Consider the following 17,557-nt stretch of genomic DNA (forward strand, 5'->3'; position numbering starts at 1 on the left):
GGATCAGGTGATGAGCGATATCGACATCCGGAATGAGGGCATGCGCATCGGCGGCGAGGTGGTTTTTACCGAGGAAACCGTGCCGGTCCTCTACCCATATACCAACGAGGTGGTGGGCCATGTGCCAGCTGGCCAGGCCGAACATGCCCGCACGGCGTTTGAGATTGCCGCGAACTACAAACCCAAGCTCACCCGTTATGAACGCAGCCAGATCCTGCAACGGGCAGGGGAGCTGATCGGCGAGAAGCGCGAGTGGCTGGCCAAATGGCTGACGCTGGAGCTGGGCATCAGCCATCAGCACGCGATCTATGAGACCAAGCGCGCCCAGGACGTCTATCAGTTTGCCGCTGCCGAGGCGCTGAAGGACGATGGCGAGATCTTTTCCTGCGATCTGACGCACAACGGCAAGGCGCGCAAGATCTTCACCAAGCGCGAACCGGTCAAGGCGATTTCGGCGATCACCCCGTTCAACCACCCGCTGAATATGGTCAGCCACAAGATCGCACCTGCGATTGCCACCAACAACTGCATGGTCTGCAAGCCGACCGAGCTGACGCCGCTCACATGCATCGCGCTGGCTGACATCCTGTACGAAGCGGGCCTGCCGCCGGAGATGTTCCAGGTGGTCACAGGCTGGCCCAAGGACATTGGCGATGAGATGATCACCAATGAAAACATCGACATCATCACTTTCACCGGCGGCGTGCCGGTGGGCAAGATGATTGCCCAGAAGGGCGTTTACAAGCGCCAGGCGCTGGAACTGGGCGGCAACGACCCGCTGATCGTGCTGAATGACCTCTCGGACGCCGATCTGGAAAAGGCAGCGGCCATTGCCGTGGCGGGTGCCACTGGTAACTCCGGCCAGCGCTGTACCGCGATTAAGCGCATCCTGGTGCAGGAAAGCGTCGCCGACCGCTTTGTGCCGATGGTCCTGGCAAAAGCGCAGAAGATCAAATTCGGCGATCCGCAGGATCCGGAAACGGAATTGGGCTGTGTCATTCACGACAAGGCGGCGGAGCTGTTCGAGAAACGCGTCTACATGGCCGAGGCCGAGGGCGCGGAGATTCTCTATCACCCTGGCCGCCAGGGGGCGCTGCTGCCGCCCATCGTGGTCGACAAGGTGCCGCACAACAGCGAGTTGGTGATGGAGGAGACCTTTGGCCCCATCGTGCCCATCGTCCGTGTGCCGGATGACGACGCTGAGGTGATGCGGATCTCCAACTCCACCGAGTTCGGGCTGTCGTCGGGTGTCTGCACCAATGATCTGAACCGGGCGATTGCCTATATCAACGGTCTGGACGTGGGCACCTGCAACATCTGGGAGCAGCCCGGCTACCGGATCGAGATGTCCCCTTTCGGCGGCATCAAGGATTCCGGCAACGGGGTCAAGGAAGGCGTTATTGAGGCGATGAAATTCTTCACCAACGTGAAGACCTACTCACTCCCCTGGCCGGAATAACGCCGGCCCGCCGGGGCTGGCTCCACCTGGCCCCGGCCTTTTTAGCTTTCTCTTTTGACCCCCTGCACGGAGGCACCACATGCTCGTCCATACGGAAGGTGAATCCAACACGTCCGAGGCCCGCAAGGCCTGGCTGAAAACATCCATCGGCCCCAATTCCGCACCGCTGCTGGAGCGGGATGCGGATGCCTTCCTGCACCAGAGCCTGTCCAGCCCCTGCGTCAGCACCATCGCCAAGGCCGAGGGTATCTGGATCGAGGACATGGACGGCCGCCGCTACATGGATTTCCACGGCAACTCTGTGCACCATCTGGGCTATGGCCACCCCAAGCTGGTCGCCGCGATCAAGCAGCAGCTGGACGACCTGCCCTTCGCGCCGCGCCGTTTTACCAATGAGCCTGCGGTTGAACTGGCGGAGAAGCTGGCGGCAATCACCCCCGGAGACCTGGGCAAGACCCTGTTTACCACCGGCGGATCCGACGCCAATGAGGTGGCGCTGAAAATCGCCCGCGCCGCAACCGGGCGGTTCAAGACCCTCAGCTTCTGGGATGCCTTCCACGGCGCGGGCTTCGGCGCTGCATCGGTCGGGGGCGAGGCGACATTCCGCAGCCATATCGCAGGCCCCTTGCTGCCGGGAACAGAGCATGTGGCCCCCTTCAGCCCGTCGAACTGCGCCTATGGCCACAAGTCACTGGAAGCCAGCGCCGAAGCCTGTGCCCGGATGATCGACTATGTGCTGGGCCGCGACGGCGACTATTGCGCCTTTATTGCCGAGGCGATGCGCGCGGTCCCCAACGTGCCGCCGCCGGGGTTCTGGAAATCAGTGCGCGAGATCTGCGACCGCCACGGTGTGCTGCTGATCCTGGATGAGATCCCCACCGGGCTGGGCAAAACCGGGCAGATGTTTTCCTTTCAGCACGACGGGATCGTGCCGGACATCGTGACGCTGGGCAAAGCGCTGGGCGGTGGCATTCTGCCCATTGCCGCCTGCGTGGCGCGGGGTGATCTGGATGTGTGCGGTGATTTTGCCATCGGCCATTACACGCATGAGAAAAACCCGGTCACCGCCCGCGCCGCCCTGACCACGCTCCAGATCATTGAGGAGGAAGGGCTGGTGGAACGCGCCGCTGAACTGGGCCGCCACGCGCTGGAACGGCTGCGCGACGCGCTCAGCCAGGTACCGGTTGTGGGCGACATCCGAGGCCGCGGGCTGATGTTCGGGGTGGAAATCGTCGAGGACCGCCAGACTATGGCGCCCGGCATCGCCGTGGCAGAACAGATCTATTACGCCTGTCTTGAGGCGGGTCTCAGCTACAAGATCAGCCAGGGCAGCGTGCTGACGCTGTCGCCGCCGCTGACCATTTCCCGCGAAGATCTGGACCGGGCGCTGGACATCGTGATTGCCGAGGTCAAGGCGGCTGGCTGACGCTTCCTTGCCCGGCGCATGAAAAAGCCCCGCCATTGGCGGGGTTTTCCATTTGTCTGGTGTTTTGCAGTCAGTCCAGGAACCGCTTGGCGGCCGGAAGATGTTGCATCAGCAGGTAGTATGACACACCGGCAGGCAGCAGGCTGGCGTACCAGGAGATGCCGGAGAAGATCAGCGCCGCCGCAACCCCGATGCCCATGGCAATCACCGCGGCCCAGTTCACACCCTGATAAGGTCCGGTCTCATCATAGAGCTTATCCAGGTCCAGCTCCTGCTTGCGCAGCACGAAGTAGTCCACCACCAGGATCGCAAAGATCGGGCCCAGGAAGGCGGAATAGGTCTGAATGAACAGGCTGAGGCCAGCGGCGGATTCGTCCTTGACCAGCTCCCAAGGAAAGGTGGCGAAGGCCAGCAGGCCGACGATCACCGCAGAGGTCTTGAACTTGATCTTGAAGATATCCATCAGCGCATAGGCCGGCGGCACCACGTTGTTCAGGATGTTGGTGGTGACCTGGGCAAAGGCGATGAACAATAGGGTGATGACCAGCAGCGGCTTGTTGTCGACAGCGCTGGAGAACACCTTGATCGGGTCCACCTCGCCAGTGGCGCCGGAAACCATCAGGCCGATCAGCCCCATGAACAGCGTCGCGGGCAGGATCGAATTGGCATATATCGCCACCTGGCGGAACGGGCCGACGTTGCGGCGCAGCTCGCGGGAATAGTCCGACACATTCAGCATCATGGTGCTGTAGATGCCCAGGAACAGCATGGTGGCTCCCCAGAACGGCGCGCCCCAGGTGCCTTCGACATTGACCAGATTGGCAGAGATCTCCTCGCCGTATTTGCTGATCACGCTGAAGAACATGTAGACGAGCGAGCCGATGATGAAGACCGAGCCGATGTTTTCCAGCCATTTGATGCCGTGAAAGCCCAGCACTGACAGGCCGATCTGCAACAGCTGGAAGCCGATGAAGAACACCACGATATTGTCATAGCCGAACATCGTGTCGGAGACGAGATTTAGCGCGCCTGCGCCGATCCAGCTTTGGAAGCCGAACCAGACGATGGCCGGAACCGAACGCACGAGCGCGGGCAGGCGGGTGCCGGCAAAGCCGAAGGCGGAGCGCGCCTGCACCATGAAGGGGATGCCGTATTTATGGCCGGCCTGGCCATTGATCATCAGCGCCGCGCCGATCACGCCGCAGCCGATGGCGATGGCCACGAAGGTCTGCAAAAGGTTCAGCGTGCCCACCAGTCCGGAGCCGATGGTGAAAGTGCCGATCGACACGCAGCCGCCGAGCCAGGCAAAGAGATAGGACCACGGATCCATGATCCGGGTTTGCTGCGGTGCAAGGCTTTCCTCCCCGATCCCCTTGCTGCTGTGGTCCTCTATGATGCCGCCGGTTGCCGCGGCTTCCAGTTCTGCGTTCATGGTCATGTTGTCCTCCCTGACGATACCATTATTTCCGGTTGGGGCGCGCATAGGCGTTGATCTTGCTGGTCTTCAGGCCGCAGCCTGCCAGCGCCTCGATCATCCGCGTTGCGGCGCTGACCCCGTCGATGACGGGAATGCCTGTCTCCTGGCTGAGCCATTGGGTGAGATCGGCCATGCCGGCACAGCCCAGCACCACCGCTTCGCAATGGTCCTCCTCGATGGCGCGCAGGATCTCGGTGCGGATCTTCTGCCGCGCGTCAGATCCTTCTTCCTCCAGCGCCAGCACCGGGATCGCGGCGGAGCGCACCCGGCGGCACTGGTGGCTGAGACCGTAGCCATGGATCAGGTGTTCGATCACCGGCACTGCGCGGGGCAGGGTGGTGACCACGGTGAAGGAGGTTGCCAGCATGCTGGCCGCCTTCACCGCCGCTTCGCAGATGCCGAGCACCGGGCCGGTTGCTAGTTCGCGGCAGGCACCGATGCCGGGGTCGTCGAAACAGGCGACGACAATGCCGTCCACGCCCTGTTCCTCGCCTGCGGCGACCTGCGCCAACAGGCCGGGCAGCGACATCGCTTCGTCGAAATGGCCCTCGATGCTGGCGGGCGCGCCTGCCGCTGTGGCCCCCATGATGGTGACGCCGGGGCTGGCGGCGGCCTCAGCAGCCTCAACAATCTTCCGCGTCATCGACTCGGTCGAGTTGGGATTGACGACCAGGATTTTCATGCGCTCCTCCTTTGTTGTCATTTATTGTTAACAATATTTGGTAACACGTCAAGCCGGACGGGCTGCGGCGGCATTGCAAAGCACCCTCACGGCCCTTAAGTTGCGGCGGCGCAGGAAAACTTTTTTGAGGCTCCATGAGGGATTCTCCCGAAGATCTGATCGTGAATGCGATTCTCGACGCGATTGCCGAACAGCGGCTGCCAGCGGGCACCAAGCTGGGCGAGCAGGCGCTGAGCGATCTGTTTTCCTGCAACCGCGCCAATGTGCGCCGGGCTTTGGCCTCGCTGGCGGCACAGCAGGTGGTGGAGCTGCGCCCGAACCGCGGCGCCTTTGTGATGACGCCGTCACCCAAGGAGGCACGCGACATTTTCCAGGCCCGCCGCGCCATCGAGCGGACCATTGCGCGCCATGCCTCCGGGCAGGCCGCGGCAGTCGACATTGCCTTTCTGCGCGGCAACATCCTGGAGGAAGCCGCGGCGCGCAAAGCGGGCGACAAACCGGCAGAGCTGCGCGCCTCGCGCCAGTTCCATATGCGGATTGCGCAGATCGCCGGCAACCTGGTGCTGGAGCGGTTCCTGTCGGAACTGACCATGCGCAGCACGCTGATCCTGGGGCTTTATTCCCCTACCGGCAGTTCCTCCTGCGCCGAGGATGAGCATGACCGTATCGTCGATGCGCTGGAGGCAGGCGATACCGAAACACTCGTCCAACTGGCCGACGAGCATCTTCGCCACTTGGAGGCCGGGCTGAATTTCGACGAGCCGCCCGCCGCACCGATGAGCCTGCAGGAGCAGCTGATGGTGCCGCGCAGCACACCGTCTGCCAAGTAAGGCAGTCGCTAGGCCGAGCCTGAGGCCCATCTTCTGAGCATGGGGGAACCCGGCCCAGCTGAGCCGCTGTCCGAAACCGGGCTGCGCCTGCTGGCGTCCGGCCTCAGCGGGCGGGCGGAAACACCGCCGTCCGCTTGACCGTTCCATAGACAAAACTGGTGTCGATGGAGGCTATGCCGCCAACCGGGTGGATGCGGTTGCGGATGAATTCCTCATAGGCCTCCAGATCCGGCACCAGCACCCGCAACTGGTAATCCATCGCGCCGGTCAGCACGTGGCACTCCAACACCTCTTCGATCAGCTGCATCTTGCGCTCGAAATTCTTCACATCCGCCTCTCCGTGCCGCTCCAGCTTGATGCGGACAAAGACGGTGATCGGCAGCCCGTAAGCCTTGGCATCGACCACCGCGCTGTAGCCCTGGATCACCCCCTGCGCCTCCAGATTGCGCACCCGCCGCAGGCAGGGGGAGGGGGAGAGGTTCACAGTCTCAGCCAGATCCTGGTTGGTCATCCGGCCGTCACGCTGAAGGGCGCGGATGATCTGGCGGTCCTTACTATCCATTTTTGCGCCCCTTTTTGGCAGAATCTGCCAACATCAATAACCATCGGGAAATACTTCGCAATCCATTGCCGGTGAAACAGTCGGATGATGCCTGTAACATCAGACAGGAGAATCCCATGAAAACCTCCGGCGGCTTTGCCACACGTGCCATTCACTACGCTTACGACCCGCAGGACAACGAAGGCGCGCTGACGCCGCCGCTGCACCTGACTTCGACATTCACATTTGCCACTGCTGAGGCCGGCGGCGAAATGTTCGCGGGCGAACGCCAGGGCCACATCTACAGCCGGATCTCCAACCCGACTTGCGATCTGCTGGAGCAGCGCATCGCCACGCTGGAAGGCGCCGAGGCAGGCCTGGCTCTCAGCAGCGGCATGGGTGCCATCACCGCAGTTCTGTGGACGCTGCTCAGCCCCGGTGACGAGGTGATCGTGGACAAGACGCTGTATGGCTGCACCTTCGCCTTCATGCGCCACGGGCTGGCGAAATGGGGTGTCACCATCACGCATGTGGACATGACCGACATGGACAATCTGCGCGCGGCAGTATCAGAAAAGACCCGCGTGGTCTATTTCGAGACCCCCGCCAACCCGAACATGCGGCTGGTGGACATCGCCGCGGCGGCGGAGATCGCCCATGCCGCAGGCGCGCAGGTGGTGGTCGACAACACCTATGCCACCCCCTATCTGACCCGCCCGATTGAGCTGGGCGCCGATATCGTGCTGCATTCCGCCACCAAATACCTGGGCGGCCACGGCGATGTGGTGGCGGGCCTTGTCGTGGGCACCGCCGAACAGATCGGTGAAATCCGTCTGGTCGGCATGAAGGACATGACCGGCGCAGTGATGGCACCCTTTAACGCCATGCTGATCCTGCGCGGCCTCAAGACACTCGCGCTGCGGATGGACCGCCACTGCGCTTCTGCCGTCACCGTGGCGGATTATCTGGCCGCCCACCCGGCGGTGAAAACAGTGTCCTTCCCGGGGCACGAGAGCTTTGCCCAGGCCGATGTGGCCAAGCGCCAGATGGCGCAGTCCGGCGCCATGATCGCCTTTGAGGTTGAGGGCGGCCTGCAGGGCGGCATCGCCTTTATGAACGGTTTGCAGATGATCCAGCGGGCGGTGTCGCTGGGTGACGCGGAAACTCTGATCCAGCATCCCGCCTCGATGACCCATTCGACCTACACCCCGGAAGAACGCGCCGAGCACGGCATCAGCGACGGGCTGATCCGCCTGTCGGTGGGGCTGGAGGATGTGGCCGACATCCTGGCCGATCTGGAACAGGCCTTGCCCGCCCCCGTGCAGCACGCCGCCGAGTAAGGAGAAAGCCATGCGCCCCGATCTGACCCACTTGAAGACCATCGAACAGCGGCTCTTGTGGCTGTCGCATTGGATGATCCACAACGCGAATCACATCCGCCCCAAGGCGGACGGGATCAAGATCGGGGGGCATCAGGCGTCTTCGGCGTCGATGGTGTCGATCATGACGGCACTGTATTTCTCGGCGCTGAAACCGGGTGACCGGGTAGCGGTGAAGCCGCATGCCTCACCCGTCTTTCACGCGATGCAGTACCTGATGGGCAACCAGACGCGCGAGAAGATGGAAAACTTCCGCGGCTTCGGCGGGGTGCAAAGCTACCCCAGCCGCACCAAGGATGTGGATGACGTGGACTTCTCCACCGGCTCTGTCGGCCTTGGCGTCGGGATCACGGCGCTGGCCTCGATGGTGCAGGATTTCATAACCGCCAAGGACTGGGGCCAGGACGCCCGCACCGGCCGCATGGTGGCGCTGGCGGGCGACGCCGAACTGGACGAAGGCAACATCTACGAGGTGCTGCAGGAGGGCTGGAAGAACGGTCTGCGCAACACCTGGTGGATCATCGACTACAATCGCCAGTCGCTGGACGGCATCGTCCGCGAGGGGCTGTTCGAGCGGATCGAGAAGGTCTTTGACGCCTTCGGCTGGGACGTGGTGCGGGTGAAATACGGCGCGCTGCAGCGCGCCGCGTTCAAGGAGCCGGGCGGCGAGCGCTTGCGCGCCTGGATCGACGCCTGCCCGAACCAGCAGTATTCCGCACTCACCTACATGGGCGGCGCGGTCTGGCGGCAGCACTTGCTGGATGATCTGGGCGACCAGGGCGATGTCAGCGCGCTGATTGAGAAGCGCAGCGATGATGAACTGGCGGAGCTGATGGAAAACCTCGGTGGCAACTGCGTCGAGACGATGGCGGATGTGTTCGCTGCCATCGACCATGACCGTCCGGTCTGCTTCCTGGCCTATACGGTCAAGGGCTGGGGCACCCCGATTGCCGGCCACAAGGACAACCACGGCGGATTGATGACCAAGGCCCAGATGGCGGAGTGGCAGGCCCATATGAGTGTTGCAGAAGGCGAGGAGTGGGACCCCTTCGCCACCGTTCCCGACCCTGCCGCGCTGCAGGGCTTCCTGCGCCAGGTGCCGTTCTTTGCCGAAGGCCCCCGCCGCCATTTCGACGCGCCGCTGCCGGTGCCTGAAATTGCCATCGGCACAACCCGCGAAATCTCCACCCAGATGGCGTTCGGCAAGATCCTCGACGATCTGTCCAAGGGCGACAGCGAACTGGCAGCACGGATTCTGACCACCTCGCCCGATGTGACCGGAACCACCGGCCTTGGCCCCTGGGTCAACCGGCGCAAGCTGTTTGCCCGCGAAGTGCAGCAGGATGCCTTCATCGAGCACCACATCCCCTCCACCGCGAAATGGAATTTTGCCCCCGAGGGCCAGCATTTGGAATTGGGCATCGCAGAGATGAACCTGTTCTTGCTGCTGGGCGCCGCAGGCCTGTCGCATTCGCTGTTCGGCAAGCGGGTGATCCCCATCGGCACGGTTTACGACCCCTTTGTCTGCCGCGGCCTCGATGCGCTGAACTACGCCTGCTACCAGGATGCGCGCTTCATGATCGTCGGCACGCCGTCGGGCGTCACCCTGGCACCCGAAGGCGGCGCGCATCAGTCCATCGGCACGCCCCTCATCGGCATGTCACAGGACGGGCTGGCGGCGTTTGAGCCTGCCTTTGCCGATGAGCTGGCGGTGATCATGGGATGGGCCTTCGACTATATGCAGCGCGACGGAGAGGGCGACCCGGATGAGCGCACCTGGCTGCGCGATGAGACCGGCGGATCGGTCTATCTGCGCCTCACCACCAGCCCGATGGAGCAGCCCGGCAGGCGCGCCGATGAGGACTTCCGCCAGGGGGCCATCGACGGCGGCTACTGGCTGCGCAAGCCGGGGCCGAACTGCGATGTGGTGATCGCCTACCAGGGCGCGGTGGCGCCGGAGGCGATCAAGGCCGCGGGCATCATCGGCGAAAGCCGCCGCGACGTGGGGGTGCTGGCGGTGACCTCCGCCGACCGGTTGAACGCAGGCTGGACCGCGGCGCAGCGGGCGCGTTCGCGCGGCAATGACGCCGCCAAGTCCCATATCGAGACGCTGATGGGCGGCTTGCCGCCGCATTGCAAGGTGATCACCGTGATCGACGGCCACCCGGCGACGCTGGCCTGGCTGGGTGGGGTTGCCGGCCACCAGACCGTGCCCTTGGGTGTCGAGCATTTCGGCCAGACCGGCACCATCGGCGATCTCTACCGCCACCATGGGCTGGATGCCGCGGCCATCGTGGCTAAGGTGAACGGGCTGACCGCCGGCAAACGGGTCAGCAACGCGGTGCCGGCCGGGTAAAGGCGCCGCGGGCTGTTGCTGCCCAAAAGCATTCAGAGGCGGCCGCGCGGAAACGCGGCCGCCTGCTGCGTTATTCCGCCACGCAGTCGGCGAAGTAGTGGGTCAGCCCGTCGGGGCCGGTCTCCTGCACCAACCCGTGAATGTCGGTCTCGAATCCCGGGCATTCCCGCCCGAAGGCGCGGTTGAACTTCAGGTATTCGACGATCTTTTTGTTGAATACCTCACCGGGGATCAGCAGCGGAATGCCAGGCGGGTAGGGGGTCACCAGGCTGGTGGTGATGCGCCCCTCCAGATCATCAATGGGCACCCGCTGGGTGGTGCGCCGGGCGATATGGCTGAAGGCGTCGCTTGGCTTCATCGCCGGGGTCAGGTCGCTCAGATACATCTCGGTCGAAAGCCGCGCCACGTTGTTTCTGGAATACAGCGCATGCACATGCTCGCACAGGTCGCGCAGGCCCATCTGCTCATACCGCGGCTGACTGGTGCAGAACTCCGGCATCGCGCGCGGCACGGCCAGGTTGCGGGCAAAGTCGTCCTTGAACTGCTGCAGCGCACTCAGCAGCGAATTCCAGCGGCCCTTGGTGATGCCGATGGTGAACATGATGAAGAAGGAATAAAGCCCGGTCTTCTCCACCACCACGCCATGCTCGGCCAGGTATTTGGTCACGATCGAGGCCGGGATGCCCCAGTCCTCGAACCGGCCGTCCAGGTTGAGGCCCGGGGTGATGATGGTGGCCTTGATCGGGTCCAGCATGTTGAAGCCCGGCGCCATGTCGCCAAACCCGTGCCAGCTGTCCTCGCCGCCCGCCTGCACGCCGTCGGCATCGGTTTTCCTCAGAACCCAGTCGTTGGTGCTGCCGATGCCGTCCTCGGCCAGATCCTCGGGCCCCCAAACCTGGAACCACCAGTCGTCGGCGCGGTACTCTTCATCGACCTTGCGCATAGCGCGGCGGAAATCCAGCGCCTCTATGATGCTTTCCTCGACCAGCGCGGTGCCGCCCGGCGGCTCCATCATCGCTGCCGCCACGTCGCAGCTGGCGATGATCGAATACTGCGGGCTGGTGGAGGTGTGCATCAGGTACGCCTCGTTGAATATATGCCGGTCCAGCTTGGTCTCCTCGCTGTCCTGCACCAGCACATGGCTGGCCTGGCTGATGCCTGCCAGCAGCTTGTGGATCGACTTGTGGCAGTTTCGGTCCACCACGACCACGTCGCCCGGCGCGACCGTGTGATGCCAGACCATCTTGCTGGAGGTCGAGGTTCCATTGGTCACAAAATAGCAGTGATCGGCGTTGAAGATCCGCGCCGCGTTGCGTCCCGACGCCTCAATCGCGCCGTTGTGGTCCAAGAGCTGCCCCAGCTCCTCCACCGCGTTGCAGACGTCCGCCCGCAGCATGTTCTCGCCATAAAACTGATGGCACATCTGCCCGACCGGGCTGTTCAGAAAGGCGACGCCGCCCGAATGCCCCGGGCAGTGCCAAGAATAGGAGCCGTCTTCGGCGTAATCCAAGAGCTTCTTGAAGAACGGGGGCTGGATGCTCTCCAGATAGCCCTTCGCCTCGCGGATGATGTGGCGCGCGACAAATTCCGGCGTGTCCTCGAACATATGGATGAAGCCGTGCAGCTCGCGCAGGATGTCATTGGGCAGGTGGCGGCTGGTCTTGGTCTCGCCGTAGATATAGATCGGCACATCGGCGTTCTTTCAGCGCACTTCCTCGATGAAGGTGCGCAGGGCGACCATCGCCGGGTCCAGGTCTGGGCCGGGCGTAAATTCCTCGTCGTCGATCGGCAGCACAAAGGCGCTGGCACGGGACTGCTGCTGCGCATATTGCGACAAGTCACCGTAGCCGGTGACACCCTGCACCTCGAATCCTTCGTCCTCGATGGCCTGGGCCAACGCCCGGATGCTGGAGCCTGAGGAGTTCTCGGAGCGGAAATCTTCGTCAATGATGACAATGGGAAAGCGGAATTTCATGCTGTTCTCCTGACAGCATGCCTGATTTGACGATACAGGCTGCCTGCGATGATGCAACGCCTCGCAGGGCGCAGATCGCGTTAGGTCCACCCAAGTCCGCTGCCAAGAGGGCATGTGAAGAATTCGCTGGCTTTTGCTGGGCATATAATTGACATTGTCAATTACTATGACTCAGCATCGCTTTCACCTTCATCAATCCCTTGGCTACCAGATCACCATGCTAGCGCGTGTGATCGAACGCCGCTTTGAACAGCGCATCGCCGAATACGGGCTGACGCGGGTAACGTGGTGCGTGCTGCTGGCCGCGGGGGAGGAGGGTCTGGCCACCCCCTCGGAGATCGCGGACTTTATCGGCATCGACCGCACCGCCACCTCCCGCGCTCTGCGGCAGATGGAGGCGCGCGGGCTGATCACCCGCCGCAGCGGCGATGGCGATGGCCGTTCGATCCGGGTGGCGCTGACGACCGCGGGGCAGGCGGCATTGCAAGCGGTGCTGCCCATTGCACAGGAGAACGCCGCCTATTTCGAGGCCAAGCTGACGAATGGCGAACTGGCTGAATTGCGCCAGTCCGCCGCCAAACTTCTGCAGGATGAACCACGCATCGTCGCCAAACTGTAAATCTCCGGGGGGCAACCATGGGTAAACTGTTTTCCTACCGCAATCGGCCTGTGCACCTGGGGCCCTATCCGATGGAAACCCTGGCACGGCAAGCGGCCCCCGAAGGGCTGGACGCGCTGCCGCCACTGACGCAAGTCAGTTTCCGCCGCCCCGATGCGCCGCTGTCCATCGTCAATGCGATGCGGGACTACCAGGCAATGCTGGACGCCACCCGCGATGGGCTGGTGAAGAAGGAGCGCGCTGAGATCCCCGCCAGCGTGCAGGAGCGCACCGATCACCTTAAGGCCTTCGGCTACTTCTGCGACGCCTCGCTGGCGGGCGCCTGCGCGGTGCCTTCTTCTGGCGCCTGGCTGGATGCACCGCTGGTGAACCCGGATGTGGCGGCGCTGGCGGACACCCTGCGCAGCAAGCAGACGCAGACCTTTGCCTCCGGCATCGACGTGGTAATGGCATCCTTGCGCGAGGCGATGGAGGCCCCGCCCGCGGATTGCCGCCACCACACTTGCGCGCTGGTCTATGTCTATGAGTTCCCGCGCGACCCCGAGGCGGGCGAGGACGGTACTGATTGGCTCGCTGACGCGCAGGACCAGCGCGCCTGCCTGCGGGCGGCAGAAACTGTGGTGACGCTGGCCAATTACATCCGCCTCCTGGGGTGGGAAGCCCGTGCCCACACAGGTGCCGCCAGTGACGTGCATCTGGGCAAGCTAGCGGTGCAAGCGGGTCTTGCCGCCTATGAGAATGGCACTCTCACCAACCCGTTTCTTGGCAGCCGTTTCGGTATCGCCGCCGTCACGACCACGCTGGAGCTGGCCGCCGATCTGCCGCTGATGCCGGGGCAGGCACCGGGCCTCAAATACCGGCTTGGCCTTGGCAGCCACGCCAAAAGCGCCGCCAGCCGCGACCCGTACGTCAAGCGCCGCTTCATGGATGGCCCGCACCCGTTCGAGACCCTGAAGCGGGTGGCAGACCCCACCACCTATATCGACGAGGTGAACGTCGCGCGCGTCCCGAAACGCGCCGATATGTTTGCGCGTTCCTTGTTCGGCGACCTTGGCAAAGGCCCGCAGGAGGCGGCGAAGAACGGCAATTACGTCCGCAAATCCTCCTCTGCCTTTGCCTTCCGCTCCTCCCTCGCGGCCTTTGTGCTGCTGCAGGACGGAGAGGCTGCACCGCAGGCGGAGGCCAGCGCTGCGGACACGGCCCGCAACGCCGCCAATATCAAGGCCGCAGCCTATTTCCTCGGTTGCGACGCGGTGGGCATCTCGCGCTGCCCGGACTGGGCCTACTACTCCCACGATGCAGCAGGTGAACCGCTGGCGCCCTACCACGAAAACGCCATCAGCATCATCATCGACCAGGGCCACGAAACGATGGAGGGCGCTTCCGGCGACGACTGGATCGCCTGCGCCCAGTCGATGCGCGCCTACTTGCGGTTTTCGCTGCTGGGCGGGGTGATCGCGCAGCAGATCCGCAACCTCGGCTATACCGCCCGAGTGCATTCTGTGATGGACGGCGAGGTTTTGCAGCCGCCGCTGCTGCTGCTCTCTGGCCTCGGCGAGGTCTCCCGCATCGGCGAGGTGATCCTGAATCCCTTCCTCGGCCCCCGCCTGAAATCCGGTGCGGTCACCACCAACCTGCCGATGACCCACGACAAGCCGGTTGATTTCGGCCTGCAGCGGTTTTGCGAAGCCTGCAACAAATGCGCCCGCGAATGCCCCTCCGGCGCCATCACTGCGGGCCCTAAGCTGATGTTCAACGGCTACGAGATCTGGAAGTCCGACAGCCAGAAATGCACCACCTACCGGGTCACCGTCCCCGGCGGCGCCATGTGCGGCCGCTGCATGAAGACCTGCCCCTGGAACCTCGAAGGGCTGTTTGCCGAGGCACCGTTCCGCTGGGCCGCAATGAACCTGCCGGGCAGTGCGCCGCTTTTGGCAAAACTCGACGACGCGCTGGGCAATGGCGAGGTGAACCGCACCAAGAAATGGTGGTGGGATCTGGAGATGGCGGAGGAGGGGCCGTATGCACCCTCGCCGCATCCGGTGAACGCCCGCAAACTGTCCAAGGATCTGGACCTGAAGTTTGAGGACCAGACCCTTGCGGTCTACCCCGCACCGCTGGCGCCGCCGCCCTATGCCTGGCCCGCGCCGATGGACCGTGAGGCCGGGATCGCCGCCTATCAGGCCATGATCCCGGCAGCGGAGCACAAGCGCCGCCGCGCGACAGGCCTGCCGCCAGAGCACGTCTACACCGCCGATCAGGGCAACGCGCCGGTGATGCGGGTGCGCCTGTCAAAGGCGGAGCACATGACAGACAGCGTGACCAAGTATGAATTCTGTCTGCCGGATGGCGGTCCGTTGCCCGAGGCCACTGCTGGCGCCCACATCGACGTGGTCGTCGCGCCGGAATTTTTCCGCCAATACTCGCTGTCGGGCGACCCGGCGGATCGGTCAAAGTATCAGATCGCGGTACTGCGCGAGGAGGAAGGCCGCGGCGGCTCAAGGCTCTTGCACCGAATATTTGAAGAAGGCCGGATGGTGTTCATCTCCAGACCCATCAACCATTTCCCGCTGGTGGAGGACGGCGCCAAATCCTACTTGATGGGTGGCGGTATCGGAGTGACGCCAATGATCGCCATGGCCCACCGGCTGCACGCCCTGGGCCGGGATTTTGAGTTCCGGTATTCCTGTTCGAAAAAGTCTAATGCGGGGTTCCTGGATGACCTCCAGCGCGTTCCTTGGGCTGATAAAGTGCATCTGCATTTTTCGGACCAGGGCACCCGCGCAGACCTGTCCCAAGTGCTGGAATACGCCCCGGGCGGCCATGTCTACACCTGCGGGCCGGAGGTCTACATGCGGGCGGTGCTGGACGCGGCTGCAGCAAACGGCTTCCCTGAAGAGGCCCGCCACATGGAGTACTTCTCGGTTCCTGAACAACCCGAATACGAAAACCACCCCTTCACCCTGAAGCTGGCGAAGTCAGGCCGCGAAATTCTGGTGCCAGCAGAGAAAACCGCAACTGAGGCGCTGGCGGACATCGGAATCCATGTGGATGTGAAATGCGCTGACGGCATCTGCGGCGTTTGCAAATGCGGGCTGGTCTCAGGAGCAGTTGAACACCGTGATTTCGTGCTGTCGAACAAGCAGCGCGAAGAGGCTATCATCCTCTGCCAGTCCCGCGCGCAGACGCCCGGCGGAACTCTGGAAATCGACCTCTAGCCGCCGGCCGCGCCAGCGGCGCCGGGCCTTGGCGGTATCCGGGGATTGCAAGCTGCGCCTTGGGCTGCTAACTCTGCATTGAATATATGTTACGATATAACATAATGGGTGTTGATCATGCTTGATGACAGGCTGCCGGTAACCGTGCTCTCGGGCTTTCTCGGAGCCGGAAAAACCACGTGCTGAACAATCGCGCTGGCCGCCGGGTTGCGGTGATCGTCAACGACATGAGCGAGGCGAACATCGACGCGGACCTGGTGCGCGGCGAGACAGAACTGTCGCGGCAGGACGAGCAGCTGGTGGAGATGACCAACGGCTGCATCTGCTGCACTCTGCGCGACGACCTGCTGCAGGAAGTGCGCCGCCTGGCGGGTGAGGGCCGGTTCGACTACCTCCTGATCGAAAGCACTGGCATTGCCGAACCGCTGCCAGTAGCGGCGACCTTCGATTTCCGCGATGCCGAAGGCCAGAGTCTCTCCGACGTGGCCCGTCTGGACACTATGGTGACCGTGGTCGATGCGGTGAACCTGCTGCGCGACTTCGCCAGCCATGATTTCCTCAGCGACCGCGGCGAAAGCCTGGGCGAGGGGGACGATCGCACCCTGGTCAACCTGCTGACCGACCAGATCGAATTCGCAGACGTGATTATCCTGAACAAAGTGTCGGACGCGGGTCCGGCCCAGACTGAAGCCGCGATGGCGGTCATCAAGGCGCTGAACCCGGATGCCGAGGTGATCCACGCCGATTTTTCGCAGGTGGACGGTGGCCGGATTTTCGACACCGGCCGGTTCGATTTCGACCGCGCGCACGAGCATCCGCTTTGGGCTAAGGAGCTTTATGGTTTCGAGCACCATGTGCCGGAAACCGAGGAATACGGCATATCATCCTTTGTCTACCGCGCCCGCCGCCCGTTTGACCCCGCCAGGATACACGCGGCACTCAATGGCGATCTGCCCGGGGTGATCCGGGCCAAGGGGCATTTCTGGCTGGCAAGCCGTCCGGAATGGGCCGCGGAGTTTTCGCTGGCGGGGGCGATCTCTTCGGTTCGTCCGCTGGGTCTTTGGTGGGCCGCGGTGCCAACAGAGCGGTGGCCCAGCCACGCCGAGGCCCGGCGCGAATTCCTGCAGAACTGGGATGAGGTCTGGGGCGACCGGCGCCAGGAACTGGTGTTCATCGGCGCGGGTCTGGACAGGGACGCGATCACCGCCCGGCTGGACGCCTGTTTGATGCCGGAGGCAGCCGTTGGTTTCGACCCCGCCTGGGCTGGCCTGTACGATCCCTTCCCGGACTGGCGGCGAAATGGCTGACCGCCGGGGGCGCCGCAATCTGAATTCCCGCCTGAAACGCCGGCGCAGGGCAGGGAACCCGATGCAGGCCTATGACGCGCTGCCGCCGGGCCTGCGGCAGTGGCTGGCGTCCGCCTGCCTGCCCTGGAGTCCGGCCTCAGCCCTGAAGATCTGGAACAAGGCCGGGGGCCGCCGCGATCCTGTCGCGGCATCAGCCCGGCTGGACGCCGCCGAACAGGCCATGCTGCGGCGCGATGCAGGCGTCTGGGATCCGTGCCGGTAGCGGCATTACCGCGACCGGAAAAAGGC

Annotated in this window: 11 protein-coding genes and 2 pseudogenes; 9 read left to right on the forward strand and 4 right to left on the reverse strand. The window is 63.5% G+C overall.

All coding sequences use genetic code 11. From position 1 onward, the window contains the following. Positions 1 to 10: 10 nt before the first annotated feature. A complete protein-coding gene (phnY, locus tag AC5STB_RS09800; protein ID WP_495442720.1) occupies positions 11 to 1,459 on the forward strand; it encodes a phosphonoacetaldehyde dehydrogenase in 1,449 nt (482 codons plus the stop codon). 79 nt (positions 1,460 to 1,538) lie between these two features. Beyond that, on the forward strand, positions 1,539 to 2,885 hold the full coding sequence (gene pbfA, locus AC5STB_RS09805) for a (R)-1-hydroxy-2-aminoethylphosphonate ammonia-lyase (protein ID WP_495442721.1): 1,347 nt from the start codon (positions 1,539 to 1,541) through the stop codon (positions 2,883 to 2,885). A 70-nt stretch (positions 2,886 to 2,955) separates the two neighbouring features. On the opposite strand, the gene AC5STB_RS09810 is transcribed toward pbfA, so the two are convergent. Further along, positions 2,956 to 4,323 (reverse strand): NCS1 family transporter, encoded by a 1,368-nt coding sequence (locus AC5STB_RS09810; RefSeq protein ID WP_495442722.1) that lies wholly within the window; start codon positions 4,321 to 4,323, stop codon positions 2,956 to 2,958. Positions 4,324 to 4,345: 22 nt separating this feature from the next. Further along, positions 4,346 to 5,044 carry an aspartate/glutamate racemase family protein gene (locus AC5STB_RS09815; RefSeq protein ID WP_495442723.1) on the reverse strand — a complete coding sequence of 233 codons (699 nt, stop codon included), beginning with the start codon at positions 5,042 to 5,044 and terminating at the stop codon, positions 4,346 to 4,348. A gap of 134 nt (positions 5,045 to 5,178) precedes the next feature. Here AC5STB_RS09815 and AC5STB_RS09820 point away from each other — a divergent pair, with 134 nt between their 5' ends. Then, positions 5,179 to 5,874: a GntR family transcriptional regulator gene (locus tag AC5STB_RS09820; RefSeq protein WP_495442724.1), complete on the forward strand. Its 696-nt coding sequence runs from the start codon at positions 5,179 to 5,181 to the stop codon at positions 5,872 to 5,874. Positions 5,875 to 5,977: 103 nt separating this feature from the next. Here the strand turns inward: AC5STB_RS09820 and AC5STB_RS09825 are convergent, their stop codons facing one another. Next, positions 5,978 to 6,436 (reverse strand): Lrp/AsnC family transcriptional regulator, encoded by a 459-nt coding sequence (locus AC5STB_RS09825; RefSeq protein WP_495442725.1) that lies wholly within the window; start codon positions 6,434 to 6,436, stop codon positions 5,978 to 5,980. Between the two features lie 116 nt (positions 6,437 to 6,552). On the opposite strand from AC5STB_RS09825, the gene AC5STB_RS09830 reads away from it, so the two are divergent. Next, positions 6,553 to 7,755: a methionine gamma-lyase gene (locus AC5STB_RS09830; protein WP_495442726.1), complete on the forward strand. Its 1,203-nt coding sequence runs from the start codon at positions 6,553 to 6,555 to the stop codon at positions 7,753 to 7,755. 10 nt (positions 7,756 to 7,765) lie between these two features. After that, positions 7,766 to 10,150, forward strand: coding sequence for a thiamine pyrophosphate-binding protein (locus AC5STB_RS09835; protein ID WP_495442727.1), 2,385 nt, complete (start codon positions 7,766 to 7,768; stop codon positions 10,148 to 10,150). 70 nt (positions 10,151 to 10,220) lie between these two features. Here AC5STB_RS09835 and AC5STB_RS09840 read toward each other — a convergent pair. Further along, positions 10,221 to 12,125, reverse strand: a pseudogene (locus AC5STB_RS09840) (Orn/Lys/Arg family decarboxylase). A gap of 166 nt (positions 12,126 to 12,291) precedes the next feature. Here AC5STB_RS09840 and AC5STB_RS09845 point away from each other — a divergent pair. The 4 genes and pseudogenes from AC5STB_RS09845 (at position 12,292) to AC5STB_RS09860 (ending at position 17,531) form a co-directional block, all read left to right on the forward strand. Further along, positions 12,292 to 12,744 (forward strand): MarR family winged helix-turn-helix transcriptional regulator, encoded by a 453-nt coding sequence (locus AC5STB_RS09845; RefSeq protein ID WP_495442728.1) that lies wholly within the window; start codon positions 12,292 to 12,294, stop codon positions 12,742 to 12,744. A gap of 17 nt (positions 12,745 to 12,761) precedes the next feature. Then, complete coding sequence (locus AC5STB_RS09850) at positions 12,762 to 15,962, forward strand: 2Fe-2S iron-sulfur cluster-binding protein (protein ID WP_495442729.1); 3,201 nt, start codon at positions 12,762 to 12,764, stop codon at positions 15,960 to 15,962. A gap of 117 nt (positions 15,963 to 16,079) precedes the next feature. Further along, a pseudogene (locus AC5STB_RS09855) lies at positions 16,080 to 17,269 on the forward strand (GTP-binding protein). Continuing rightward, the gene (locus AC5STB_RS09860) at positions 17,262 to 17,531 is read left to right on the forward strand and encodes a DUF6525 family protein (protein WP_495442730.1); all 270 of its coding nucleotides are present in this window, start codon (positions 17,262 to 17,264) and stop codon (positions 17,529 to 17,531) included. The pseudogene AC5STB_RS09855 and the gene AC5STB_RS09860 overlap by 8 nt, the downstream one beginning before the upstream one ends. The last annotated feature ends 26 nt before the right edge of the window (positions 17,532 to 17,557 follow it).

The organism is Leisingera sp. CC-HEC093 (assembly GCF_059429195.1).